This is a genomic window from Actinosynnema pretiosum, assembly GCF_002354875.1.
Taxonomy (GTDB): Bacteria; Actinomycetota; Actinomycetes; order Mycobacteriales; family Pseudonocardiaceae; genus Actinosynnema; species Actinosynnema auranticum.
In genome coordinates, this window is record NZ_CP023445.1 from 3,215,920 (window position 1) to 3,235,919 (window position 20,000).

Genomic DNA, 20,000 nt, shown 5'->3' on the forward strand with positions numbered 1-20,000 from the left:
GCGCCGCGGGCCTGCCCGCGAGCGCCCCTTCACGCCCCACCGGAGCCCCACCGTGCCCACCCCCACCCCCACCCGCCGCAGGGCCGCGCTGTCCCTGGCGTTCGCCGCCACCGGCGTCTCGATGGCCACCTGGATCTCGCGAACCCCGGACATCCGGGACGCCACCGCCTCCAGCACCTCCCAGATGGGGCTGGTCATCGCCGCCCTCTCGGCCGGGTCCATGATCGGACTGGCCCTCGGCGGCGGCCTGGTGACCAGCAGGGGAGGCCGCTTCGTCGTCCGCTGGTGCATGTTCGCGATGGCCACCGGCCTGGCCGTGGTCGCCCTGGGCGCGGCAGCGGGCCTCGGTCCCCTGGTCGCCGCGGGGCTCGCCGTCTTCGGCTTCGGCATGGGCGCGGCGGAGATCGCCCAGAACGTCGAGGGCGTGGCCGTGGAGACCGACCTGGCCCGCACCGTCGTCCCCGGTCTGCACGGCTGCTTCAGCCTGGGCATCTGCGGCGGCGGCCTCCTCGGCCTGGCCGCCACCGCCCTCGGCGTCCCCGTCCTGGCGCACCTGGGCGCGGTCACCGCGCTGGTGGCCGCCGCGACGGTCTGGGTGGCCCTCAACCTGCCCGCCGCCACCGGCCGCGAGGAGGCCCCCGCCCCCGGTTCGCCGGGAACGGGCGGCCTGCGGGCCGCGCTCCGCGTCTGGCGGGAGCCGCGCACCCTCGCCATCGGCGCGATCGCCCTGGGCATGGCGCTGGCCGAGGGCACCGCGAACGACTGGCTGCCGCTGATCGCCGTGGACGGCTACGACCTGTCCAGCGCCAGCGGCGCGTTCCTGTACTCGTTCTTCGGCGCGTCCATGGCCGTGGGCCGCTTCGCGGGCGGAACCCTGCTGGACCGCTTCGGCCGCACCAGGGTGATGGTCGCCAGCGCCGGTCTGGCCGTGGTCGGCATCGGCCTGGTGTCCCTGGCCCCGAACGTCCCGCTGGGCGCGCTCGGCGTGTTCCTGTGGGGCCTCGGCGCGTCCCTGGGCTTCCCGGTGGCGCTGTCGGCGGCGGGCGACGACCCGGTCGACTCGGCCCGCAGGGTCAGCGCGGTCGCGACGGCGGGCTACACCGCGTTCCTGGTCGGCCCGCCCCTGCTGGGCTTCGTCGGCGAGCACGTCGGCCTGCGCTCGGCGATCCTGGTCGCGCTGGTCCTGGTGGCCCTGTCGTCGCTGTTCGCGAGGTCCGTGGACAAGCCGCAACCGGCCTGACCGCCGCCCCCGCACCAGCCGTCACCGCACCAGCCGCCCCCGCAGCACGATCCGCCGGGGCTCGCGCAGCGCGCTCGGGTCCTCGGTCGGGTCCCGGTCGAAGGCCACCAGGTCGGCGGGCGCGCCGTCCACGAGCCCCGGCGCCCCCAACCACTCGCGGGCCGCCCACGACGCCGCGCCCACCGCCGCGTCACCGGGCAGCCCGGCCCGCCACAACCACTCGACCTCACCGGCGACCGCCCCGTGCAGCTCGCTGTCCGTGCCCGCGAGCACCCGCACCCCGGCCCGGTGCGCCAGCGGCACGATCGCGCGCAGGCTCTCCCACCCGGCGACCAGCCAGTCCCGGAGCTCCCCGCGCGGCCCGCCCTCCAGCTCCGCGATGGTCCTGGCGAACCCGCTGAACGTGGGCACCAGCGCCGTTCCCCGCTCGGCCATGACGGGCAGCAGGTCGGGGTCGAGGAACATGCCGTGCTCCAGGCTGTCCGCACCGGCCAGCACGGCGTTGCGGCTGCCCTCGGCGCTCTGGCAGTGCACCGCGACCCGCCCGCCGACCTCGTGCACCGCCTCCACGACCCCGGTGAGCACGTCGAGCGGCACGGCGGGCACGCCCGGCAACCAGTCGCCGATCACCTTGCACCACCCCGAGAACCCCAGCGCCTCCTCCACGGCGGCCCGAGCCAACCCGCTCTCGTCCACCCGCCTGCCCGCACCGGCGAAGAACCGGCCAGGCGTGGCCAACCAGCGCCCGCTACCGAGGAACCGGGGCAGTTCCGGCTCGTCACCGGGCCCCTCGGGCAGGCCGGGAGCGCGCACCAGCAGCACCCCGGCGTCCCGGTGCGCCGCCATCTGCTCGCGGAACAGCCCGACGTCGAACCCCTCGGCGCGCCCCACCACACCGGGGTGGGCGTGCAGGTCGACCAGACCGGGCGCCAACCACACCCCGTCGGCGACCACCTCGCACCCCGGCACCTCCCCGAACCGCACCCGCCCCCCGTCGACGCGCACCACCCGCTCCTCGCGCTCCGGCAGCACGATCCCCCGCAACGCCAGCACCCGCCGCACCTCCCGTGGAAAGCCTCCCGCCACCCTGGCGCGGAACCGGCTGGGACGCAGCACTCCACGCCTGGGCAGGCCCCCGGCGATCCGGCTCCCCGAACCCCGGCTCCACCACCTGCTCACCCCCTGCCCGACCGCTCTGCCCGCCCCCTGCCCAGCCGCGCCGACCCGCTTCGACACCGGTTCGACCACCCCGTCGCGACACCGCCGTCGAACCCTTCGACACCCCACCGTCGATGCCCCCTGATTCCACCCGAAACCCTTGCCCCGCCTGCGACTCCCGGCGACGATCGGCCTGTTGCGACACCCGCCCGCAACACCCACCGCGACACCCGCTGGGACACCCGCTGGGACGACGACGACTCGGGGAGAGCCATGACCGCTTCACGCAGCAGAACACCACGAGCCGCGAGGTGGTGGGTCGGGCTCGGGGTGCTCACCGCCGTCGCCACCCTCGTCGGCGCGAGCTTCTCCGCCCCGCGCCCCGCCTCCGCCGAGGCCACCGCCACCGCCGACGCCGCGGGCTGCAAGGTCGACTACACCGTCACCAGCCAGTGGCAGAACGGCTTCTCCGGCGACGTGCGCATCACCAACCTCGGTGACGCCGTCAACGGCTGGACCCTGACCTGGGCCTTCCCGAACGGCCAGGCCGTCTCCCAGGCGTGGAACGCGAACGTCACCTCCTCCGGCGCGACCGCCACCGCCACCAACGTCTCCTACAACGCCGCGATCCCCACGAACGGCTCCGTCCAGTTCGGGTTCACCGGCTCCTGGAGCGGCACGAACGGCGTCCCGACCTCCTTCACCCTCAACGGGACCGCGTGCACCGGCGGCGTCGCGCCGACCACCACGACCACGCCCGTCACCACGACCACGCCCGTCACCACGACCACCCCGAACCAGCCGCCCGGCGACGCCATGGCCACCGTCGCGGCCATGCAGCCCGGCTGGAACCTCGGCAACTCGCTCGACGCCACCGGCGCCGACGAGACCTCGTGGGGCAACCCGCGCATCACCGAGGCGCTGCTGGACAACGTGCGCTCGCAGGGCTTCAACAGCATCCGCATCCCCGTCACCTGGGGCCAGCACCAGGGCTCCGGCCCGAGCTACACCATCGAGCCCGCGTACCTGAGCCGCGTCAAGGAGGTCGTCGGCTGGGCCCTCGCCGACGGCTTCTACGTGCTGCTCAATGTCCACCACGACTCGTGGCAGTGGATCAACACCATGCCGAGCGACCGCACCAACGTGCTCGCCCGCTACAACGCCACGTGGACGCAGCTCGCCTCGGCGTTCAAGGACTCCTCGTCGAAGCTGCTGCTGGAGAGCGTCAACGAGCCGCAGTTCACCGGCAGCTCCGGCGACGCCCAGAACGCGCAGCTGCTGGGCGAGCTCAACACCTCGTTCCACCGCATCGTCCGCGCCTCCGGCGGCGGCAACGCCACCCGCCTCCTGGTCCTGCCCACCCTGCACACCTCGGCCGACCAGGCGCGCATCGACGAGCTGAACACCACGCTCACCGCGCTCAACGACCGCAACATCGCCGCGACCGTCCACTACTACGGCTACTGGCCGTTCAGCGTGAACGTCGCGGGCGGCACCAGGTTCGACGCCACCGCCCAGAAGGACCTCACCGACTACCTGGACCGCGCCTACAACTCGTTCGTCGCGCGCGGCATCCCGGTGATCCTCGGCGAGTACGGCCTGCTCGGCTTCGACCGGCACACCGGCACGATCGAGCAGGGCGAGAAGCTGAAGTTCTTCGAGCTGTTCGGCCACTACGCCAAGCAGCGCAAGATCACCACCATGCTGTGGGACAACGGCCAGCACCTCGGCCGCACCTCGTTCCAGTGGAGCGACCCCGAGCTGATCGCCCAGATCAAGTCGAGCTGGACCACCCGCTCCGGCACCGCCTCCACCGACCAGGTGTTCAGCGCCAAGGCGTCCGCGATCACCGCGAAGACGATCGCGCTGAACCTGAACGGGACCACGTTCTCGGGGCTGCGCAACGGTTCCGCGGAGCTGGTGCGCGGCACCGACTACACCGTCTCCGGCGACCAGCTCACCCTGTCCGCGGCGCTGATCACCCGGTTGTCCGGCGCGCGCGCCTACGGCGTCAACGCCACCCTGTCCGCCCGGTTCTCCGCGGGCGTGCCGTGGCGGATCGACCTGATCACCTACGACACCCCGGTGCTGCAGAACGCCACCGGCGCCACCAGCGCCTTCTCGATCCCCACGAACTTCCGGGGCGACCGGCTGGCCACGATGGAGGCCAAGTACGCGGACGGCTCCAACGCCGGACCGCAGAACTGGACCTCCTTCAAGGAGTACGACCACACCTTCGCCCCGGACTACGCGGCGGGCGCCACGCTGCTCAAGCCGGAGCTCTTCGCCGAGGTCAACGCGGGCCAGCGGGTCACCCTGACGTTCCACTACTGGAGCGGGGCGACGCTGACCTACTACGTCACCAAGAACGGCACGTCGGTCACCGGCACCACGTCCTGACCCGCACCACGGGGCCGCTTTCCCTTGACGCACGAGGGAAAGCGGCCCCACCCGCTTCCAACGGCGCCGAAACCCCGCCGGGGGAGGGGGTGGACGTGCGCGCAGCCGGGGGAACCCCGCTGGGCGACCTGCTGACCGCCTCCGCCCCTCACCGCCGCAACCGCCCCACCAGGTCCGCCACCAGCGGCGCGGGCCGCACCGGGTGCACCAGGTGCACCTCCCGGTCCGGACTGGCGTCCGCGCAGTCCAGCACCGCCACCCGCGCCCGCCCCAGCACCCCCTCGGGCGCGAACGCCACCCCCAACCCGGCCTCCACCAGCGCCAGCACCGCCTGGTAGTCCCCGGTCTCGTACGCCACCCGCAGCGCCAGCCCGCGCTCGTCGGCCAGGTGCTCCAGGCAGATCCGGTTGTGCGTCCCCGGACTCCCGGAGATCCACTCCTCCCCGGCCAGCTCCCCCAACGACGGCCGCCCGCCCGCCAACCGGTGCCCGACCGGCAGCACCAGCCGGAACCGCTCGCGCCGCAGCAGCACCCGCGCCAACCCCCGCGCGGGTGGCAGCGCCGAGCCGGGGTAGCGGTGCGTGACCAGCAGGTCCACCTCGCGGGTCACCACCAGGTCGTACCCCTGCGGGGGCTCCACGTCGAGCAGCCGCAGCCCCACCTCGGGGTGGTCGCGCCGGAACGCGGCCAGCACCGGCGGCAGCAGCGTCGTGCCCGCCGTGGAGAACGTCCCGATCGTCACCTGCCCCGGCGCGCCGCCCAGCAGCGCCCGAGCCGTCGCCTCGGCCGCCCGCAGCTCACCCGCGACCGCCTCCGCGTGCCCGAGCATCGCCGCGCCCAGCGGCGTCGGCGTCACCCCGCGCGGGTGCCGGTCCAGCACCCGCCCACCCAGCTCGCGCTCCAGCGCCGCGATCTGCTGGGACACCGCCGACGCCGTGAACGACAACCGCCCGGCGGCAGCCGCGATCGACCCGGCGCGCACGACTTCGGCCAACAGCGCCAACCGGTGCGCGTCGACCCGATGACCGTCCACCACGAGCAGGCCCCCAGCCGTAAGCAGAACTGTCGCCAGCTTAGCACCCATCGCTGGCGCTAATGCGCCGTTCGGCGCAGACTTGACCCATGATCACGAGGTCGGAGGTCGACGCCGCCGCGCGGCGGATCGGCGGTCGGGTGCGGCGCACCCCGGTGTTCCAGCCGCTGGACGGGCTGTGGTTCAAGCTGGAGCACCTCCAGCGCACCGGTTCGTTCAAGGCCAGGGGCGCGTTCAACCGCCTCCTGTCGGTGGGCGACGTGCGCGGCGCCGAGGTCGTGGCGGCCTCGGGCGGCAACGCCGGGCTGGCCGTCGCCGACGCGGCGGCCGAGTGCGGCGCGACCGCGCGGGTGTTCGTGCCGACCACCGCGCCGCGGGTCAAGGTGGACCGCCTGCGCGCCCTCGGCGCGACCGTCGAGCAGGTGGGCGACCGGTACGCCCAGGCCTACGAGGCGGCGACCGAGTACGCCGACCGCCGCGGCGCGCTGCTCTGCCACGCCTACGACCAGCCGGAGGTCTGCGCCGGTCAGGGCACCCTGGCGCTGGAGCTGCTGGAGCAGACCGGCGGCGTGGACACCGTGCTGGTCGCGGTCGGCGGCGGCGGGCTGATCGCCGGGATCGCGGCGGCGCTGGAGGGCGTGGCCAAGGTGGTCGCCGTCGAGCCGAGGACCGCCCCCACCCTGCACTCCGCGCTCGCCGCGGGCGAACCGGTGGACGTCCAGGTCTCCGGCGTCGCCGCCGACTCGCTCGGCGCCAGCCGGGTCGGCGACATCGCGTTCGCCGTGGCCCGCCGCACCGGCGTCGAGTCCCTGCTGGTCGACGACCAGGCCATCGCCGACGCCCGCGGGCTGCTGTGGTCCGAGTACCGCCAGGCACTCGAACCGGGCGGCGCCACCGCCTACGCCGCGCTGCTCGGCGGCGCCTACCGCCCCGAGTCCGGCGAGCGCGTCGCCGTGGTCCTGTGCGGCGCCAACACCAACCCGGCCGACCTGGCCTGACCCCCGACCGGCCGGGAGCGGACGAGCCCCCGGCCGGTCACCGCGCGCCCACCAGCTCCCGCAGCGCCGCCACCCGCTCCGCGTCCACCGACCCGGCCGCTGCCGTGTACACCACCAGCACCGGACCGGGGCACCCCGGAAGCGGGTACGCGTCCCAGTCCAACCGCAGCGCCCCCACCGGCGTGCGCGCGAACCACTTGACCCCCTTGACCTTCTCCCGCACGTCGTGCCGCGCCCACATCCGCCGGAACTCCGGGCTGAGCAGGCTCAGCTCCCCGACGAGCTCCCGAGCGCGGGGGTGGTCCGGGTCCTCGGCCGCCGCCGCGCGCAGCATCCCGATGTACTCGCTCGCCGACTCCTCCCAGTCCGGGCACACCCGCTGCGCGTCGGGGTGCAGGAACAGCGCCCGCAGCATGTTCCGCTCACCCGGCAGCACGTCGTCCATCCCGCCGAACAGCAGGTTCGCCACCGCGTTGTGCGCCAGCACGTCCAGGTGCCGCCCGAGCACCATCGCGGGCGCGGGCAGCAGGTCCACCAGCCGCCGGGTGCTCTCCGGCACCCGCTCCACCCGCCGCGGCGGGGGAGCGGAGGGCCTGCGCGCGGCCCTGCCGAGGGTGCGCAGGTGCCGGGTCTCGTCGTCGGTCAGCCGCAGCGCCCGCGCGAGCGCGTCCAGCACCTCGTCGGACGGCTTGACCCCGCGCCCCTGCTCGATCCGCTGGTAGTAGTCGGTGCTCACCCCGGCCAGCACCGCCAGCTCCTCCCGCCGCAGCCCGCTCACCCGCCGCCGCCCGCCGGGTTCGAGCCCCAGCTCGTCGGGGCGCACCCGCCCACGCCGGGCGCGCAGGAAGTCGGCGAGCTGGAGGGACGGCGAGGAGGTCATGCCCGCCATCATCCCCGCGTCCGCCCCCGGCGAGGGTGGGCACGCCAGACCCAGGAAAACCAGGGCAACCCGACCCGCCGCGACCCCGGCCAGCCTCGGTGGTGACCACAAGACCCCGCAGGCCCCAGGAGGCCCCGCAGTGACCACCCGACCCCGCCCCGCCCTGCTGGACGCCGACGTCCAGGGCTTCTTCGTCGACGGCGCCCAGGTGGCGCCCCGCTCGCCCGACGTGTTCGCCACCGTCGACCCGACCACCGAGCAGGTCCTCACGCACCTCGGCGTCGCCACCCCCGAGGAGGTCGACGGGGCCGTCCGGGCGGCGCGGACGGCGTTCGAGACCTGGTCCGACACCCCCGCCGCGCGGCGCGCCGGGGTGCTCCTGCAGATCGCCGACGTGGTGGAGGCGCACCGCGAGGAGCTGGCGACCCTGGACGCGCTGGACATGGGCGTGCCGGTCGCGGGCGCCCGCATGATGGTCGACCACGCCGTGCAGGTGTACCGCCACTACGCGGGCTGGCCGACCAAGCTCACCGGCCACACCGCGCCCGGCGGGGCGCCCGGCCAGCTGCTGTACACGCTGCGCCAGCCGATCGGCGTGGTCGCGTCGATCGTGGCGTGGAACGGCCCGGTGCTCCAGACCTCGTGGAAGCTCGCGCCCGCGCTCGCGGCGGGCAACACCATGGTGCTCAAGCCGTCCGAGCACAGCTCGCTCAGCGCCCTGCGCCTGGCCCAGCTGCTGGCGTCCACCGACCTGCCGCCCGGCGCCGTCAACGTGGTGACCGGCACCGGCGCGGTCACCGGCCAGGCGCTGGTGTCGCACCCCGGCGTGGACAAGGTCTCGTTCACCGGTTCGGGCCCGGTCGGCAAGGGCATCGTGCGCACGGGCGCGGACACGCTCAAGCGGGTCACCCTGGAGCTGGGCGGCAAGTCCCCGGTGATCGTGCTGCCGGACGCGGACCTGGAGGCCGCGGCGGCGGGCGCGGCGGCCGGGTTCTGCCTCGGCACGGGGCAGGCGTGCGTGGCGGGGACGCGGATCTTCGTGCACGACAGCGTCCGCGAGGAGTTCGGCGCGCACCTGTCGGACGCGCTGGGCCGGTTCACGCCCGGCGACCCGTTCGAGGAGAGCACGACCATGGGCCCGCTGGCGTTCCGCGCGCACCTGGACCGGGTGACCGGCTACTTCGCGGTGGCGGAGGAGGAGGGCGCGCGGATCACCAGGGGCGGCGGGCGCCTGGACCGCACGGGCTACTTCGTGGCGCCCACGCTGGTCGAGGGCGTGCGCAACGACATGCGCATCGCCCGCGAGGAGGTCTTCGGCCCGGTGGCGGCCCTGCTCGGCTACACCGACCCGGAGGACGCCCTGAGGCAGGCGAACGACACCACCTACGGCCTGTCCGCGTCGGTGTGGACGAGGGACCTGTCCACGGCCCACCGCTTCGCGTCGCGGCTCCAGGCGGGCACGGTGTGGGTGAACACGTGGGGCGGCATCGAACCGGGCCCGGTCCCGTTCGGCGGGTTCAAGCAGTCCGGCCTGGGCCGCGAGCACGGCCCGGACGCGCTGCTGGCCTACACGGAGGAGAAGACGGTGTCGATCCAGCTGTAGCGGCCGGGGGAGGGGCGGCGGGAAGTCCGCCGCCCCCGCTCAGTCCACCGGCCCCCGCAGCGTCAGCACCACCCGCAGCACGTGCTCCACCGCCGACTCGAACCGCGCCCCGCGCAGCTCGCCGCGCTCGGTCAGGTTCTCCGCCGCGAACTCCAGCTCCACCGCGCTCCCCAACCGCCGCACCACCAGCGCCGCGATCTCCTCCAGCTCCAGCCCAGGGTGGTCGAGCCGGGCCAGCGCCACCTCCACCAGCAGTTCCTCGTCGGTCACGCTCCGCCTCCACCCCCGCTCGCAGAACCCCTAACCAGCCCCCGCATTCTCCCCGAGCCCTGTTCCGGATCATCCCCCGGTTGGTACCGTCACGCAGCTTCACTTCCGGCAAGGGGCCCAGCAGATGACGCGCAAGATGTTCGCAGTGGTGCTCGCGGCGGCCGGTGCGCTGCTCTCGGCGTGCGCGGGCGGTGACGGCCAGGCCGCCGCGTCCGGCTCCTCCGCCCCCGCGTCGAGCGCGCCACCGGCCCCCTACACCGCCTGCGACAGCGTGGACCTGTCCGTGCTCTCCGCGACCTACGCCCTGTCCGACCTCAGCTGCACCCCGCAGGGGGATGCCCCGAACGCGGTGGGCGGCAAGTCCTACTCGGCCGTGTTCGCCCAGCCCGCCTCCCAGCCCACCGCCCAGATCACGGTGAACTTCTCCGTCGGCGGCGCGGGCACCGAGGAGGTCGTCCTGGACAACTACCCGCTCGAACACCCCGAGCGCAACGCGATCGCGGTCGACGACCTGGGCAGCGGCGCCTACTACTACCTGGGCAACGAGGCCGTGCTGGTGCTGGTCTCCGGCAAGCCGGTCGGCCCGGACTGCGCGTTCGTGGAGATCCGCTCGTTCCCCGGCGAGTCCCCGGAGATCCTGAGCCACCTCAAGGACCTCATGACCGACGTGCTCGACCGCGTCACCGCGATGCCCGTCTGACCCTCCCACCCCGACCCCGCCGGGGAACCGCTCTCCGCAGCATTGCGCCCTCCTGCTGGTCCACTCGGGTGGCGCGCGCGGCGATCCTCCCGGATTTCGGTGAAACACCGGGTGTTCGCGGGACGGCTGCGGTGACATGGGACGGGAAGCACCCCGTCGCAGGTCTGGAGGACGCGTCGCATGGAGGGGACACACCGTCCACCGAGCAGCCCGTGCGCCGCCGCCGATCCCCGGCCCAACCCAGGCGATCCGGACGCGGTCATCACCTCCGTCCGCCCCCTGGCCGTGCGGTACTGCCGGGCCAGGATCGGCAGGCGCGGCTCGTCGTTCGCCTCGGCCGACCACGTCGCCGGGCAGGTGTGCCTGGCCGTGCTCGCGGCCCTGCCCGCCCACCGGGACCGCCCGCTGCTGGCCCTCGTGCACCGCATCGCCTCCCGCGAGGTCGCGCCGCACGTCCCGGCCGGGGAGGAAACCCCCGCGCCGCAAGGGGAACCGACCGAGCGGATGGCCGCGCTGCTGCGCGTGCTGCCCGAGCGCCAGCGCGAGATCGTCGTGCTGCGCGTCGCGGTCGGCCTGTCCGTCGAGGAGACCGCGACCGCCGTCGGCTCCACACCGGGAGCCGTCAGGCTGGCCCAGCACCAGGCGCTCGCCCTGCTCCGCGAGGGGCTCGGCGCCGCGCCCCTGAGGTGAGCGACCACGTCACCGCCGTGCCCTGGCGCAGATGAGGACCGCTCAGGTCGTGCTCCCGGCGGACGCCGAGGAACTGGCGGTGGACGCCGTGCACGACGGCTTCGAGCTGTTCACCCGGCTCGGGATCGTCGGCAGGCAGTGGACGCCCGAGAGCGGCCTGTCGCTGCTCGCGCACTTCGAGGGCGCGTGCGTTCTGAGCTTTCCCAACGCGCACCGGAGGTGGCGGAGGTCCCGGACCGCCCTGGCCCCGAGGCCGGTCCAGAGCAGCAGGCCTTGCGGGGAGAGCTGTCGCAGCGGAGGGCGGTGCTGCTGGGAGTCCTCCCGGAGAAGCAGCGGGAGATCCTGCTGCTGCGCGTTGCGGTCGGCCTGTCGGCTGAGGAGGTGGCCGTCGCCGCGGGCCCGTGCCTGCGCTGTTCACCCCCTGATAGCGGCCCCGCACTGGGCGGGCACGCCCTGGCACGCGTGCCGGAGTTGGTCACGGCGCTCGTCGGGAATGAGAAGCCCTGGCCTCGTCGTCGTGGCCCCGACAAGGGGGCGCCTGACTCGCCAGCGCGAACAGCCCTGGAAAAGACGACGCCGCCGCCCGGAGACCCGGACGGCGGCGTTGGTCGTGCAGGTCCAGCAGGTCAGCCCGCCACGTCGGCCAGCGGCTTCTCCGGCTCCAGCTTCCCGTCCCGCTCCAGCCCGGCGCCCTCCACGTCCAGCTCCGGCAGCCACCGCAGCCACGACGGCAGCCACCACGCCGCCTTCCCCAGCAGCGCCAGCGCCGCCGGGACCAGCACCATCCGCACCACGAACGCGTCCACCGCGATCCCGATCGCCAGCGCGAACGCGATCGACTTCATCGTCGCGTCACCCGACGGCACGAACCCGGCGAACACCGAGAACATGATCAGCGCAGCCGCCACGACCACCGGCGCGGCCTGGCGGAAGCCGGTGCGGATCGCGTCGCGCGGCGCGATGCCGTGCGCGTGCGCCTCGTGCATCCGCGACACCAGGAACACCTGGTAGTCCATCGCGAGTCCGAACAGGATGCCGATCACGATGATCGGCGTGAGGCTGATCAGCGGCCCGGTGCCGTCCAGGTTGACCGCGTCCGCCAGCCAGCCCCACTCGAACACCGCGACCGTCGCGCCCAGCGACGCGCCGATCGTGAGCAGGAAGCCCAGCACGCCGACCAGCGGAACCAGGATCGACCGGAACACCAGCACCAGCAGCACCAGCGCCAGGCCCACCACGAGCACCAGGTACACCGGCAGCGCCTTGTCCAGCGTCACCGCCACGTCCACGCTCACCGCCGTCGACCCGGTCACGTAGGTCGTGCTGCCCTCGACGTCCGCGAGCTGCGCCCGCAGGTCCTCGACGAGCTTCTCGGTCTCCTGCGAGGCGGGCCCGGACTTCGGGATCACGGTCAGCATCGCCGCCGTGCCGTCGGCGTCGGGGATCGGCGGCGCCACCATCGCGACGTCGTCCAGCCCCTGGACGCCCGCGACGGCGGCAGCGGCGGCCTGCGCCGGGTTCCCGCCCTCGAACAGCACGATCAGCGGCCCGTTGAAGCCCGCGCCGAACCCGTCGGCCAGGATCTTCTCGGCGCGCTCCTGCGTGGAGTCGGCGACCGGGCGCGGCACCAGCGTCGTGGTCATCGACGCGGCGGGCACCGACACCAGGCCGAGGCCGATCACGGCCAGCAGCAGCGCGGCGACCCGCTGCTTGGTCACGCCGTTGATCCAGCCCCGGAAGAACCCGCGCTCGTGGTGCTCCTCGGCCTCGCCGACCTCACCGCGCTGCACGGCCTCGCGCTGCTTGCGCGGCAACGCCTTCAGCCCCAGGAAGCTCAGCACCGCCGGGACGAGCGTGATCGCGATCAGCACCGCCACCACGATCGTCGCGGCGGCGGCCACGCCCATCTGGGTCAGGAACGGGATGCCCGCGACGGCCAGGCCGGCGAGCGCGATCACGACGGTGATGCCCGCGGTGACCACGGCGGACCCGGCGGTGCCCACGGCGATGCCGATGGCCTCGCCGACCTCGCGCCCGTGCCGCAGCTCCTGCCGGTAGCGGTTGATGATGAACAGCGCGTAGTCGATGCCCACGGCCAGGCCCAGCATGGACGCCAGGACCGGGGTGGTGGACTGCAGGTCCATGAACCCGGTGGCGATCATGACGCCGAGCGCGCCGATGCCCACGCCGACGCTCGCGGTCAGCAGGTTCATGCCCGCCGTGACGAGCGAGCCGTACGTGACGGCCAGGATCACCAGCGCGATGATCACGCCGAGCGCCTCGGCGACGCCGCCGATGTGCGGCGGCGACTGGGTGGCCTCGCCGGCGGCCTCCACGGTCAGCCCACCGGTGCGGCCGTCCTCGACGGCCTTGAACAGCGCGTCCTTCTGCTCCTGGGTGATGTCACCGACCTTGGCGCTGTAGGTGACCGTGCTGTACGCGGTGTCCATCTGCTGGTTCACCGCCGGGGCCTGCGGGTCGAGCGGGTTGCTCGCCGAGGCCACACCGTCCAGTTCGGACAGCTTCTGCACCAGGCCCGCGATCAGCTGGGCGTTCTCCGGCGTGGTCAGAGTCTGGCCGTCCGGGGCCTTGACCACGACGCGCGCGGTCGCGCCACCGCTGGAGCCGAACTCCTCGGAGATCTTGTCCAGCGCGGTCGTGGACTCCTGGCCGGGGATGGAGAACGAGTTGGCGGTGGTGCCCGAGAGGGTCAGCGCGCCCGCGCCGGTGCCGAGCAGCACCACCAGCCACAACAGGACTACGGCGAGCCGTCGTCGGTGCGAGCCGACGCCGAGCCGGTAGAGGAGACGTGCCATGAGCGTTCAGGCCTCAGAGGTGTGGGTTGGGTCAAGGGGAGGGGTGGCCGAGAGCGGCCAGGCAGGTGGCCACGATGTGCCGCCGCCACACCGACTTCCGGTCGACGTGGTTGGCGGCCAGGCTGAGCACGGCCAGCGCGCTCAGCGCGCCGATCACGCGCACGAGGCGCTCGCTGTCGACGTCGTGCGGGTCGACGTCGAACACGGCGAACATCGACAGCTCGTCGCTGTCGGGCACGAGCAAGGGGTGGGCGCTGTCCGAGCCCATCTCGGTGATCACCCCGGCGGCCATGGCGATCAGCCCTGGGTGCTCCAGCGCGAGGTCGGTCACCAGTTCGACGGCCAACCGGTCCCGCTCGGGCCCGGCGGGCAGCCGCATGGCCTGCCCGTACACCTGCCGCGCCCGCTCGCGCCCGAGCTCAGCGGCAGCGGTGAAGAGCGCCTCCTTGGTCGGGTAGTGGTGCAGCAACCCGGCCTTGGACAGCCCGACGGCGTCCGCCACGTCCTTGATCGACGTGTGGTCGAACCCGTGCCGGGCGAACAGCGCAGCCGCCCGGTCGAGCAACCGGACGTCCGCCTCGTGCCGAATCTCTCGTGCCACCCGTTCGACGGTACCTGCGCACCGACCGCATCGGTCGGTCAGCCGACCGATGCGGTCGGTGCGGTTGCTCACAGCGCGGAGCGTGCCCGAACGGGCACGCTCCGCGCCGGGCCCACCGCTTCAGCTCAGCAGGCCTTCACCCAACTGCACTCCACGTCCACCCGCCCCTCCACCGCCCGCTCCACCCGGACGCCACCCCCGCGCCCCTCGCGATCGCTCGCCAACCGCACCACGACCGCGTCCTCCAGCTCCCGCACCGACCCCAGCGCGTTGTTGCTGATCATCGCGAACACCAGCGGCGTCCCCGAAGCCGTCGTCACGTACCCCGCCAGCGCGCTGACCCCGGTCAACGACCCCGTCTTGGCCCGAGCGTTCCCCTCCGCCGCCGTCCCCCGCATCCGGTTCCGCAACGTCCCGCCCACCAGCCGATCGGCCACCCCCGCCACCGGCAGCGCGTCCCGCCACACCGGGAACCACGCCTTCCCCCGCACCGCCACCAGCAGGTCCGCCAGCGCCCCCGCGCTCACCTGGTCCATCCGCGACAACCCCGACCCGTCCCGCAGCGACAGCGCCCCCGCGTCCACCCCCAGCCCGCCGAGCCGCTCCGCCACCGCCCGCAGCCCCGCCCCCCAGCTGCCCTCGCCGAACACCGCCCGCCCCACGCTCTTCACCAGGATCTCCGCGTGCATGTTGTTGCTCAGCTTCAAGAACGGCGTCAACAACCCAGACAACGGCATCGACAGGTGCTCAGCGACCTTCCGCGCCCCCGCGGGCGTCACCCCCTGCCCCGTCCCGCCGAGCACCCGAACCCCGTTCCGCGCCAACGCGTCCCGGAACAGCGAGGTCACCAGCCCGGTCGGCTCCCACACCGCGCTCCACTCGCTCACCACCGCGCCCCCGGCCGGAACCGACCCGCTCACGTCCACCACGTTGCTCCCGTGCCGCCGCACGACCGACACGCTCGACGCGGACCCCGCGGGCCCCGTGACCGCAGTGCTCTCGACCTGCACGTAGTCGCTCGGCGGCTCCACGCTCACCTTCGCAGCCGCCCCCGCGACCCCCGGCGCCACCCGCACGACCACCGACCCCGCGTCGTAGTCGGCATCCGGCGACACCGTCAACGCCGAGATCTGCGCGTTGTAGTAGTAAGGCTCGTCGTCCCAGGCCCACCCGGTCCCCAACCGCACCCGGTCGAACCACGTGTCGTCCGCGACCAGCTTCCCCATCACCACCCTGATCCCACCGCGCGCCACCGACGCCGCCAGCGCGTCGTAGTCGGCCGCCAGCACCGTGGGGTCCCCGGTGCCCCGCAGGTGCAGGTCCCCGCTGAGCACTCCGCCCACGGCCGTCCCGGACGCCGACACCGCGGTGGCGAACCGGTGGTCCGGCCCGAGGACCTCCAGCGCCGCCGCCGAGGTGAGCAGCTTCGCCGTCGACGCGGGCTGCCCCCGCTTCCCACCCCGGTTGTCGAACACCTCCGCGCCGGTCTCCGCGTTCCGCACCACCAGCCCCACGTCCGCCCCCGCCAACCGGGGATCGGCCAGCAGGGCGCCGAGATCCCCGCCGAGCGACCCCCGCGCGACCACACCGCCCGAGGCCGGAACCGCCACCACCAGCACCGAAGCCGCCACGAGGGCGGACAACCGCAACCCGATCACGTGCACTCCTGACGCGCGCAGGGACACCGGCCCACGATTCTCCGCGCCGAACCCGCCGGGCGGCACCGCCGATCCCGTACCGCCGCGCCCAGCGCGGGTCGCGGCCCCCGACCGCGACCCGCCCCACCACCTCAGCGCCCCGCCACCTCAGCGCCCCGGCGCGTCCCAGGTCACCGGCATCGTCGCGGGCCCCCTGGTGGACATGCCCGCCTTCCAGGTGATCGGCTCGTCGGCCAACCGCAGTCCGGGCAACCGGCGCAGCAGGGTGTCCACCGCCACCTGGAGCTCCATGCGCGCGAGCGGCGCCCCCAGGCAGTGGTGCGCGCCGTGCCCGAACCCGACGTGCGAGGCCCCCTCGCGCCGCAGGTCCAGCACGTCCGCGTCCGACCAGACCTCCCGGTCCCGGTTCGCGGAGGTGATGGCGGGCAGCACCGGCTCACCCGCGCGCACCAGCACCCCGCCCAGCTCCACGTCCTCGGTGGCGTACCGGGGGATGCCGCCCCCGATGCCCAGCGGCACGAACCGCATCAGCTCCTCCACCGCCCTCGGCAGCAGCGCGGGGTCGGCGCGCAGCAGCTCCAGCTGGGCGGGGTTGGTGAGCAGCACGTAGGCGAAGTTGGGGATCTGCGAGGCGGTGGTCTCGTGCCCGGCCACCAGCAGCGCCATCGCCAGGGACAGCAGCTCGTCCTCGGACAGCCGGTCCTCGTCGTCGCGCGCCACGACCAGCGCGCCGAGCAGGTCCTCCGTGGGCTCGCGGCGGCGCTGCGCGATCAGCCCGGCGATGTAGCCCGCCATCTTCCCGGTGTGCTCGCGCACCTCGTCCGGGGTGAACTTGGTGGTGGACAGGAACGCGTCCGACCACACCCGGAAGTCCACCCGGTCCGCGTAGGGCACGCCCAGCAGCTCGCAGATCACGGTGATCGGCAGCGGCAGCGCGAACTCCTCCACCAGGTCGGCCCCCGGCCCGCCGTCGAGCATGGAGTCCACCAGCCCGTCCGCGATCTCCTGCGCGCGGGGCCGCAGCTGCTCGACCCGGCGCACCGTGAACGCCTTGGCGACGAGCCTGCGCAACCGGCTGTGGTCCGGCGGGTCGAGCCCCAGGATGCTGCCGGGCGGCGAGGGGATCGGCCGTACCCGAGGCTCGTCCCGCCCCGCGCTCGCGGCCCGGCTGAACCGGGGGTCGCCGAGCACGGTGCGCACGTCCTCGTACCGGGTGGCGAGCCAGGCGGGCTCGCCGTAGGGGAGTTGCACGCGGACGAGCGGTTCTTCGATGCGCAACGACGAGAACAGGGGCTCCGCGTCCAGCCCATCGGGAACGCTGAACGGGTAGGCCCTGGGTTCGGTGGTCGTCACCACCAGCTCCTCACTGCTCGGCGGCGATGGCCGTGACCACGACCGCCACCTGCGGCGCAGCCGCACCCGCCATCGCCCCTGCCAACGATCGGACCGCACTATTAATTCAGATGCTTGACTGAATACCAAGGGGGAGAGGTGGTCGAGGTGGACGGCGCCCGTCGTGCGCGGCAGCTGCTGACGTGCCGTCCGGCGGCGGGGCGCCGCGCTCATCCGCCCGCCACCCCGGCATCCCCCGCCCGCACGCGCCCCCGCCGCCCCGGAAGCGGGTTCCCGGCGACGACCTTCTCGTACAGCCGCGACACCTCCCCCGCCAGCGCCGTCGAGGTGTGCCTGGCCAGCACCCGCTCGTAGCCCGCAGCGCCGTAGGCGCTGAGCCGGAGGTCGTCGCCCAGCAGTTTCCGCAGTGCTCTGGCCAGTGCGGCGGGGGAGCCCGGTGGCACGAGGACCCCGGTGACGTGGTCCACCACGATTTCCGCGAGCACGCCGACGGAGGTGGCGACCACGGGGACGCCGCAGGCCATCGCTTCCAGTGCCACGATGCCGAACGGTTGGGTCCTGGCGGCGCACACCACGGCGTCGGCCGAGCGCAGCAGGCTCGCCATCGCGGAGCGCGGCACGCATCCCACCAGGCGCACCCGGTCGGCCACGCCGTGCACCCGCGCGTGGTTCGCCAGGCGTCGCTGCCACTGCCCCGCGTCCGAGGACGGGTCGCCCACGACGACCAGTTCGGTGTCCGGGACGCCCCGCAGCGCGACCACCACGTCCCCCACCCCGTCCGAGGGGTGCCCGGCGCCGACCGCGACGATCCGGCGCGGTGTGAACCGCTCGTCGCACGGCCCACCGGGGTTGAACCGGTCGATGTCCACCCCGTAGGGCACGACGGTGATCTTCGACCGCCGCACCCCGGTCCGCAGCAGCCGCTCCGCCTCCCCGGCGCTGGTGGCCACGATCCCGGCCGCCTCGCCGCCGATCACCCGCCGCACGGCCGGATTGCCGGTCGGGTGCCCACCGGACGGCGCGTGGAAGGTCTGCACCACCGGCAGTCCGAGCGGGGCCGCCGCGCGCAGGGCGACCAGGCCGGAGGGCCACTGGTGGGCGTGGACGACGTCGGGCGGCGCGGACCGCCAGCGGTCGGCCAGGAAGTCACCGACGTTCCCCGAACCCCCGAAGGGGACCCGGAGCACCCGGTACCCCTCGGCCAGCCGCACCGAACCCGGTGCGCCGGAGGCCCACCCCCCGGTGTGCACGGTGACGTCGTGCCCCAGCGCGGTCAGCGCGGAGGACAGGTCGGCCACGTGCCCGGCCCGCCTGGTCGCGGCGGCGTCGAGCGCCGAGCGCGGGCCGGTGTGCAGAGCTATCATCGCGATCTTCATCTGCCTGCTCCTGAGGTGTGCCGCGGACGCGGTCCCCGCCGTGCCGACGAGCGGGAGCGCTCGACCAGGCGCGACGGCTCCAGGGCAGGTCCGGCGCTCGGGCGCACGCCCCTCCGGCTCGGCAGCGCCCCACCCCGCGCGTGTGCTCCACGGGGTGGGGCGGCATCCGAGGGCGCCCCGCCGAACGGGCGGCACGCCGGGTCCAGGGGAGGACGCACGGGTTCTGGAGATCAGCAAGAAGACCCCGATCCGCGCCGAATCCTGCCGGTGCTCCGGCCGCCGGGGTCTGGGGCAGCTGTGTCGCTGTGGAAGGCGCCGGGCCGGTTGGGTCCGGGTCACGACGACGCCCCGGTCCGTTCTAGCAACCGGTTTCCGGCATGTACAGGATCATTGCCTGTTCGGCTGAACCGGGTAGGTCGAGGGCCTACCCGCGGTGTGCCCCCGAGCTTCCAGCAGGAAGCACGTCGGACCGTTCAGCGGTTGTCCCGCGCGAGGATCGCCGCCGTGTCCGCCGTGCCCGTGGTGATGTTCCTGGCCAGCTCGGTGAGGCGGTGGCGGTGGTCGCGGGCGTAGCCGCGCAGCCGGTCGAACGCCTCGTCGAGGGGAATGCCGCCCACGGTGGCCAGGATGCCCTTGGCCTGCTCGATCACGACCCTGCTGCCCAGCGCGGTCTGCAGCTGGTCCGCCAACTGGTCGCCGCGCTCGATGGCGCGCTGCTGCAGGATGCCGATGGTGGCGACGTCGGCGAGCGCCTGGCCCAGCCGCAGCACGTCCTCGCTGAGCGCGCCGGGCTCGGCGTCGAGCAGGGTCAGCCCGCCCACGGCCTGGTTGCGCAGCCGCATGGGCAGGGCGTGCGCGGCCCGGAAACCGCACTCGTGGGCAGCCGCGCTGAACCGGGGCCACCGCCCGCCCGTCCCGCTCAGGTCGGCGCAGGAGACCGGTGTCCGACCGCGCACGCAGTCGACGCACGGCCCGTCGTCGGTCTGCACCGCGAACAGCTCCAGCAGCTCGGCCCGCTCGGACGAGGTGGCCGCCACGCTCAGCTCCCCCCGCTGGTCGACCAGGATCACCGCGGCCGCGGTGGACCCGAGCAGTTCGGTGCACTGCTCGGTGAGGTGGCGGAGGAAGTCCACTATGTCGAAGCCGTCCACCAGGGTGTCGGCGAGCAGCACGAACGCCTGTGACACCCGCAGCTCGCGGTCATCCGCGGAGGTGGTCCGTCCC

At 74.1% G+C, this 20,000-nt stretch carries 16 protein-coding genes and 1 pseudogene; 7 read left to right on the top strand and 10 right to left on the bottom strand.

What is annotated here, in order from left to right; all coding sequences use genetic code 11:
• Positions 1-7: 7 nt before the first annotated feature.
• Positions 8-400 (top strand): annotated as a pseudogene (locus tag CNX65_RS38150) (hypothetical protein); the annotation flags it as partial.
• On the top strand, positions 389-1,240 hold the full coding sequence (locus CNX65_RS14065; RefSeq protein ID WP_332553120.1) for an MFS transporter: 852 nt from the start codon (positions 389-391) through the stop codon (positions 1,238-1,240). The pseudogene CNX65_RS38150 and the gene CNX65_RS14065, both read left to right, overlap by 12 nt.
• A gap of 21 nt (positions 1,241-1,261) precedes the next feature.
• Here the strand turns inward: CNX65_RS14065 and CNX65_RS14070 are convergent, their stop codons facing one another.
• Positions 1,262-2,293 (bottom strand): amidohydrolase family protein, encoded by a 1,032-nt coding sequence (locus tag CNX65_RS14070; protein ID WP_232519823.1) that lies wholly within the window; start codon positions 2,291-2,293, stop codon positions 1,262-1,264.
• 378 nt (positions 2,294-2,671) lie between these two features.
• On the opposite strand from CNX65_RS14070, the gene CNX65_RS14075 reads away from it, so the two are divergent.
• A complete protein-coding gene (locus CNX65_RS14075; RefSeq protein WP_218180876.1) occupies positions 2,672-4,798 on the top strand; it encodes a cellulase family glycosylhydrolase in 2,127 nt (708 codons plus the stop codon).
• A gap of 148 nt (positions 4,799-4,946) precedes the next feature.
• On the opposite strand, the gene CNX65_RS14080 is transcribed toward CNX65_RS14075, so the two are convergent.
• Positions 4,947-5,831 (bottom strand): LysR family transcriptional regulator, encoded by an 885-nt coding sequence (locus CNX65_RS14080; protein WP_096497776.1) that lies wholly within the window; start codon positions 5,829-5,831, stop codon positions 4,947-4,949.
• A gap of 89 nt (positions 5,832-5,920) precedes the next feature.
• Here CNX65_RS14080 and CNX65_RS14085 point away from each other — a divergent pair, with 89 nt between their 5' ends.
• Positions 5,921-6,829: a threonine/serine dehydratase gene (locus tag CNX65_RS14085; protein WP_096493279.1), complete on the top strand. Its 909-nt coding sequence runs from the start codon at positions 5,921-5,923 to the stop codon at positions 6,827-6,829.
• Positions 6,830-6,866: 37 nt separating this feature from the next.
• Here the strand turns inward: CNX65_RS14085 and CNX65_RS14090 are convergent, their stop codons facing one another.
• A complete protein-coding gene (locus tag CNX65_RS14090; RefSeq protein ID WP_232519824.1) occupies positions 6,867-7,709 on the bottom strand; it encodes a helix-turn-helix transcriptional regulator in 843 nt (280 codons plus the stop codon).
• Positions 7,710-7,848: 139 nt separating this feature from the next.
• On the opposite strand from CNX65_RS14090, the gene CNX65_RS14095 reads away from it, so the two are divergent.
• Complete coding sequence (locus CNX65_RS14095) at positions 7,849-9,312, top strand: aldehyde dehydrogenase family protein (RefSeq protein ID WP_096493283.1); 1,464 nt, start codon at positions 7,849-7,851, stop codon at positions 9,310-9,312.
• Between the two features lie 39 nt (positions 9,313-9,351).
• Here CNX65_RS14095 and CNX65_RS14100 read toward each other — a convergent pair whose 3' ends face one another.
• A complete protein-coding gene (locus tag CNX65_RS14100) occupies positions 9,352-9,582 on the bottom strand; it encodes a hypothetical protein (protein WP_096493285.1) in 231 nt (76 codons plus the stop codon).
• Positions 9,583-9,706: 124 nt separating this feature from the next.
• Between CNX65_RS14100 and CNX65_RS14105 the strand changes: the two genes are divergently transcribed.
• Positions 9,707-10,282, top strand: a complete 576-nt coding sequence (locus CNX65_RS14105) for a hypothetical protein (protein ID WP_157767635.1) — start codon at positions 9,707-9,709, stop codon at positions 10,280-10,282.
• 180 nt (positions 10,283-10,462) lie between these two features.
• Positions 10,463-10,972 (top strand): sigma factor-like helix-turn-helix DNA-binding protein, encoded by a 510-nt coding sequence (locus tag CNX65_RS14110; protein WP_096493289.1) that lies wholly within the window; start codon positions 10,463-10,465, stop codon positions 10,970-10,972.
• A 626-nt stretch (positions 10,973-11,598) separates the two neighbouring features.
• On the opposite strand, the gene CNX65_RS14115 is transcribed toward CNX65_RS14110, so the two are convergent.
• The 6 genes from CNX65_RS14115 to CNX65_RS14140 form a co-directional block, all read right to left on the bottom strand.
• Positions 11,599-13,788 (bottom strand): MMPL family transporter, encoded by a 2,190-nt coding sequence (locus CNX65_RS14115; protein ID WP_096493291.1) that lies wholly within the window; start codon positions 13,786-13,788, stop codon positions 11,599-11,601.
• Positions 13,789-13,819: 31 nt separating this feature from the next.
• Positions 13,820-14,389: a TetR/AcrR family transcriptional regulator gene (locus tag CNX65_RS14120; protein WP_096493293.1), complete on the bottom strand. Its 570-nt coding sequence runs from the start codon at positions 14,387-14,389 to the stop codon at positions 13,820-13,822.
• Positions 14,390-14,514: 125 nt separating this feature from the next.
• The gene (dacB, locus tag CNX65_RS14125; protein WP_232519825.1) at positions 14,515-16,047 is read right to left on the bottom strand and encodes a D-alanyl-D-alanine carboxypeptidase/D-alanyl-D-alanine endopeptidase; all 1,533 of its coding nucleotides are present in this window, start codon (positions 16,045-16,047) and stop codon (positions 14,515-14,517) included.
• A 147-nt stretch (positions 16,048-16,194) separates the two neighbouring features.
• On the bottom strand, positions 16,195-17,406 hold the full coding sequence (locus CNX65_RS14130) for a cytochrome P450 (protein ID WP_198320604.1): 1,212 nt from the start codon (positions 17,404-17,406) through the stop codon (positions 16,195-16,197).
• A gap of 203 nt (positions 17,407-17,609) precedes the next feature.
• A complete protein-coding gene (locus tag CNX65_RS14135; protein ID WP_096493297.1) occupies positions 17,610-18,776 on the bottom strand; it encodes a glycosyltransferase in 1,167 nt (388 codons plus the stop codon).
• 473 nt (positions 18,777-19,249) lie between these two features.
• The gene (locus tag CNX65_RS14140; protein ID WP_232519826.1) at positions 19,250-19,963 is read right to left on the bottom strand and encodes a GAF and ANTAR domain-containing protein; all 714 of its coding nucleotides are present in this window, start codon (positions 19,961-19,963) and stop codon (positions 19,250-19,252) included.
• Between the last annotated feature and the right edge of the window lie 37 nt (positions 19,964-20,000).

Bases quoted from the DNA above. Each gene is read 5' to 3' on its own strand.
- CNX65_RS14065 (WP_332553120.1), top strand. From the start codon at position 389: ATGGGCGCGGCGGAGATCGCCCAGAACGTCGAGGGCGTGGCCGTGGAG.
- CNX65_RS14075 (WP_218180876.1), top strand. From the start codon at position 2,672: ATGACCGCTTCACGCAGCAGAACACCACGAGCCGCGAGGTGGTGGGTC.
- CNX65_RS14085 (WP_096493279.1), top strand. From the start codon at position 5,921: ATGATCACGAGGTCGGAGGTCGACGCCGCCGCGCGGCGGATCGGCGGT.
- CNX65_RS14090 (WP_232519824.1), bottom strand. From the start codon at position 7,709: ATGACCTCCTCGCCGTCCCTCCAGCTCGCCGACTTCCTGCGCGCCCGG.
- CNX65_RS14105 (WP_157767635.1), top strand. From the start codon at position 9,707: ATGACGCGCAAGATGTTCGCAGTGGTGCTCGCGGCGGCCGGTGCGCTG.
- CNX65_RS14110 (WP_096493289.1), top strand. From the start codon at position 10,463: ATGGAGGGGACACACCGTCCACCGAGCAGCCCGTGCGCCGCCGCCGAT.
- CNX65_RS14115 (WP_096493291.1), bottom strand. From the start codon at position 13,788: ATGGCACGTCTCCTCTACCGGCTCGGCGTCGGCTCGCACCGACGACGG.
- CNX65_RS14135 (WP_096493297.1), bottom strand. From the start codon at position 18,776: ATGAAGATCGCGATGATAGCTCTGCACACCGGCCCGCGCTCGGCGCTC.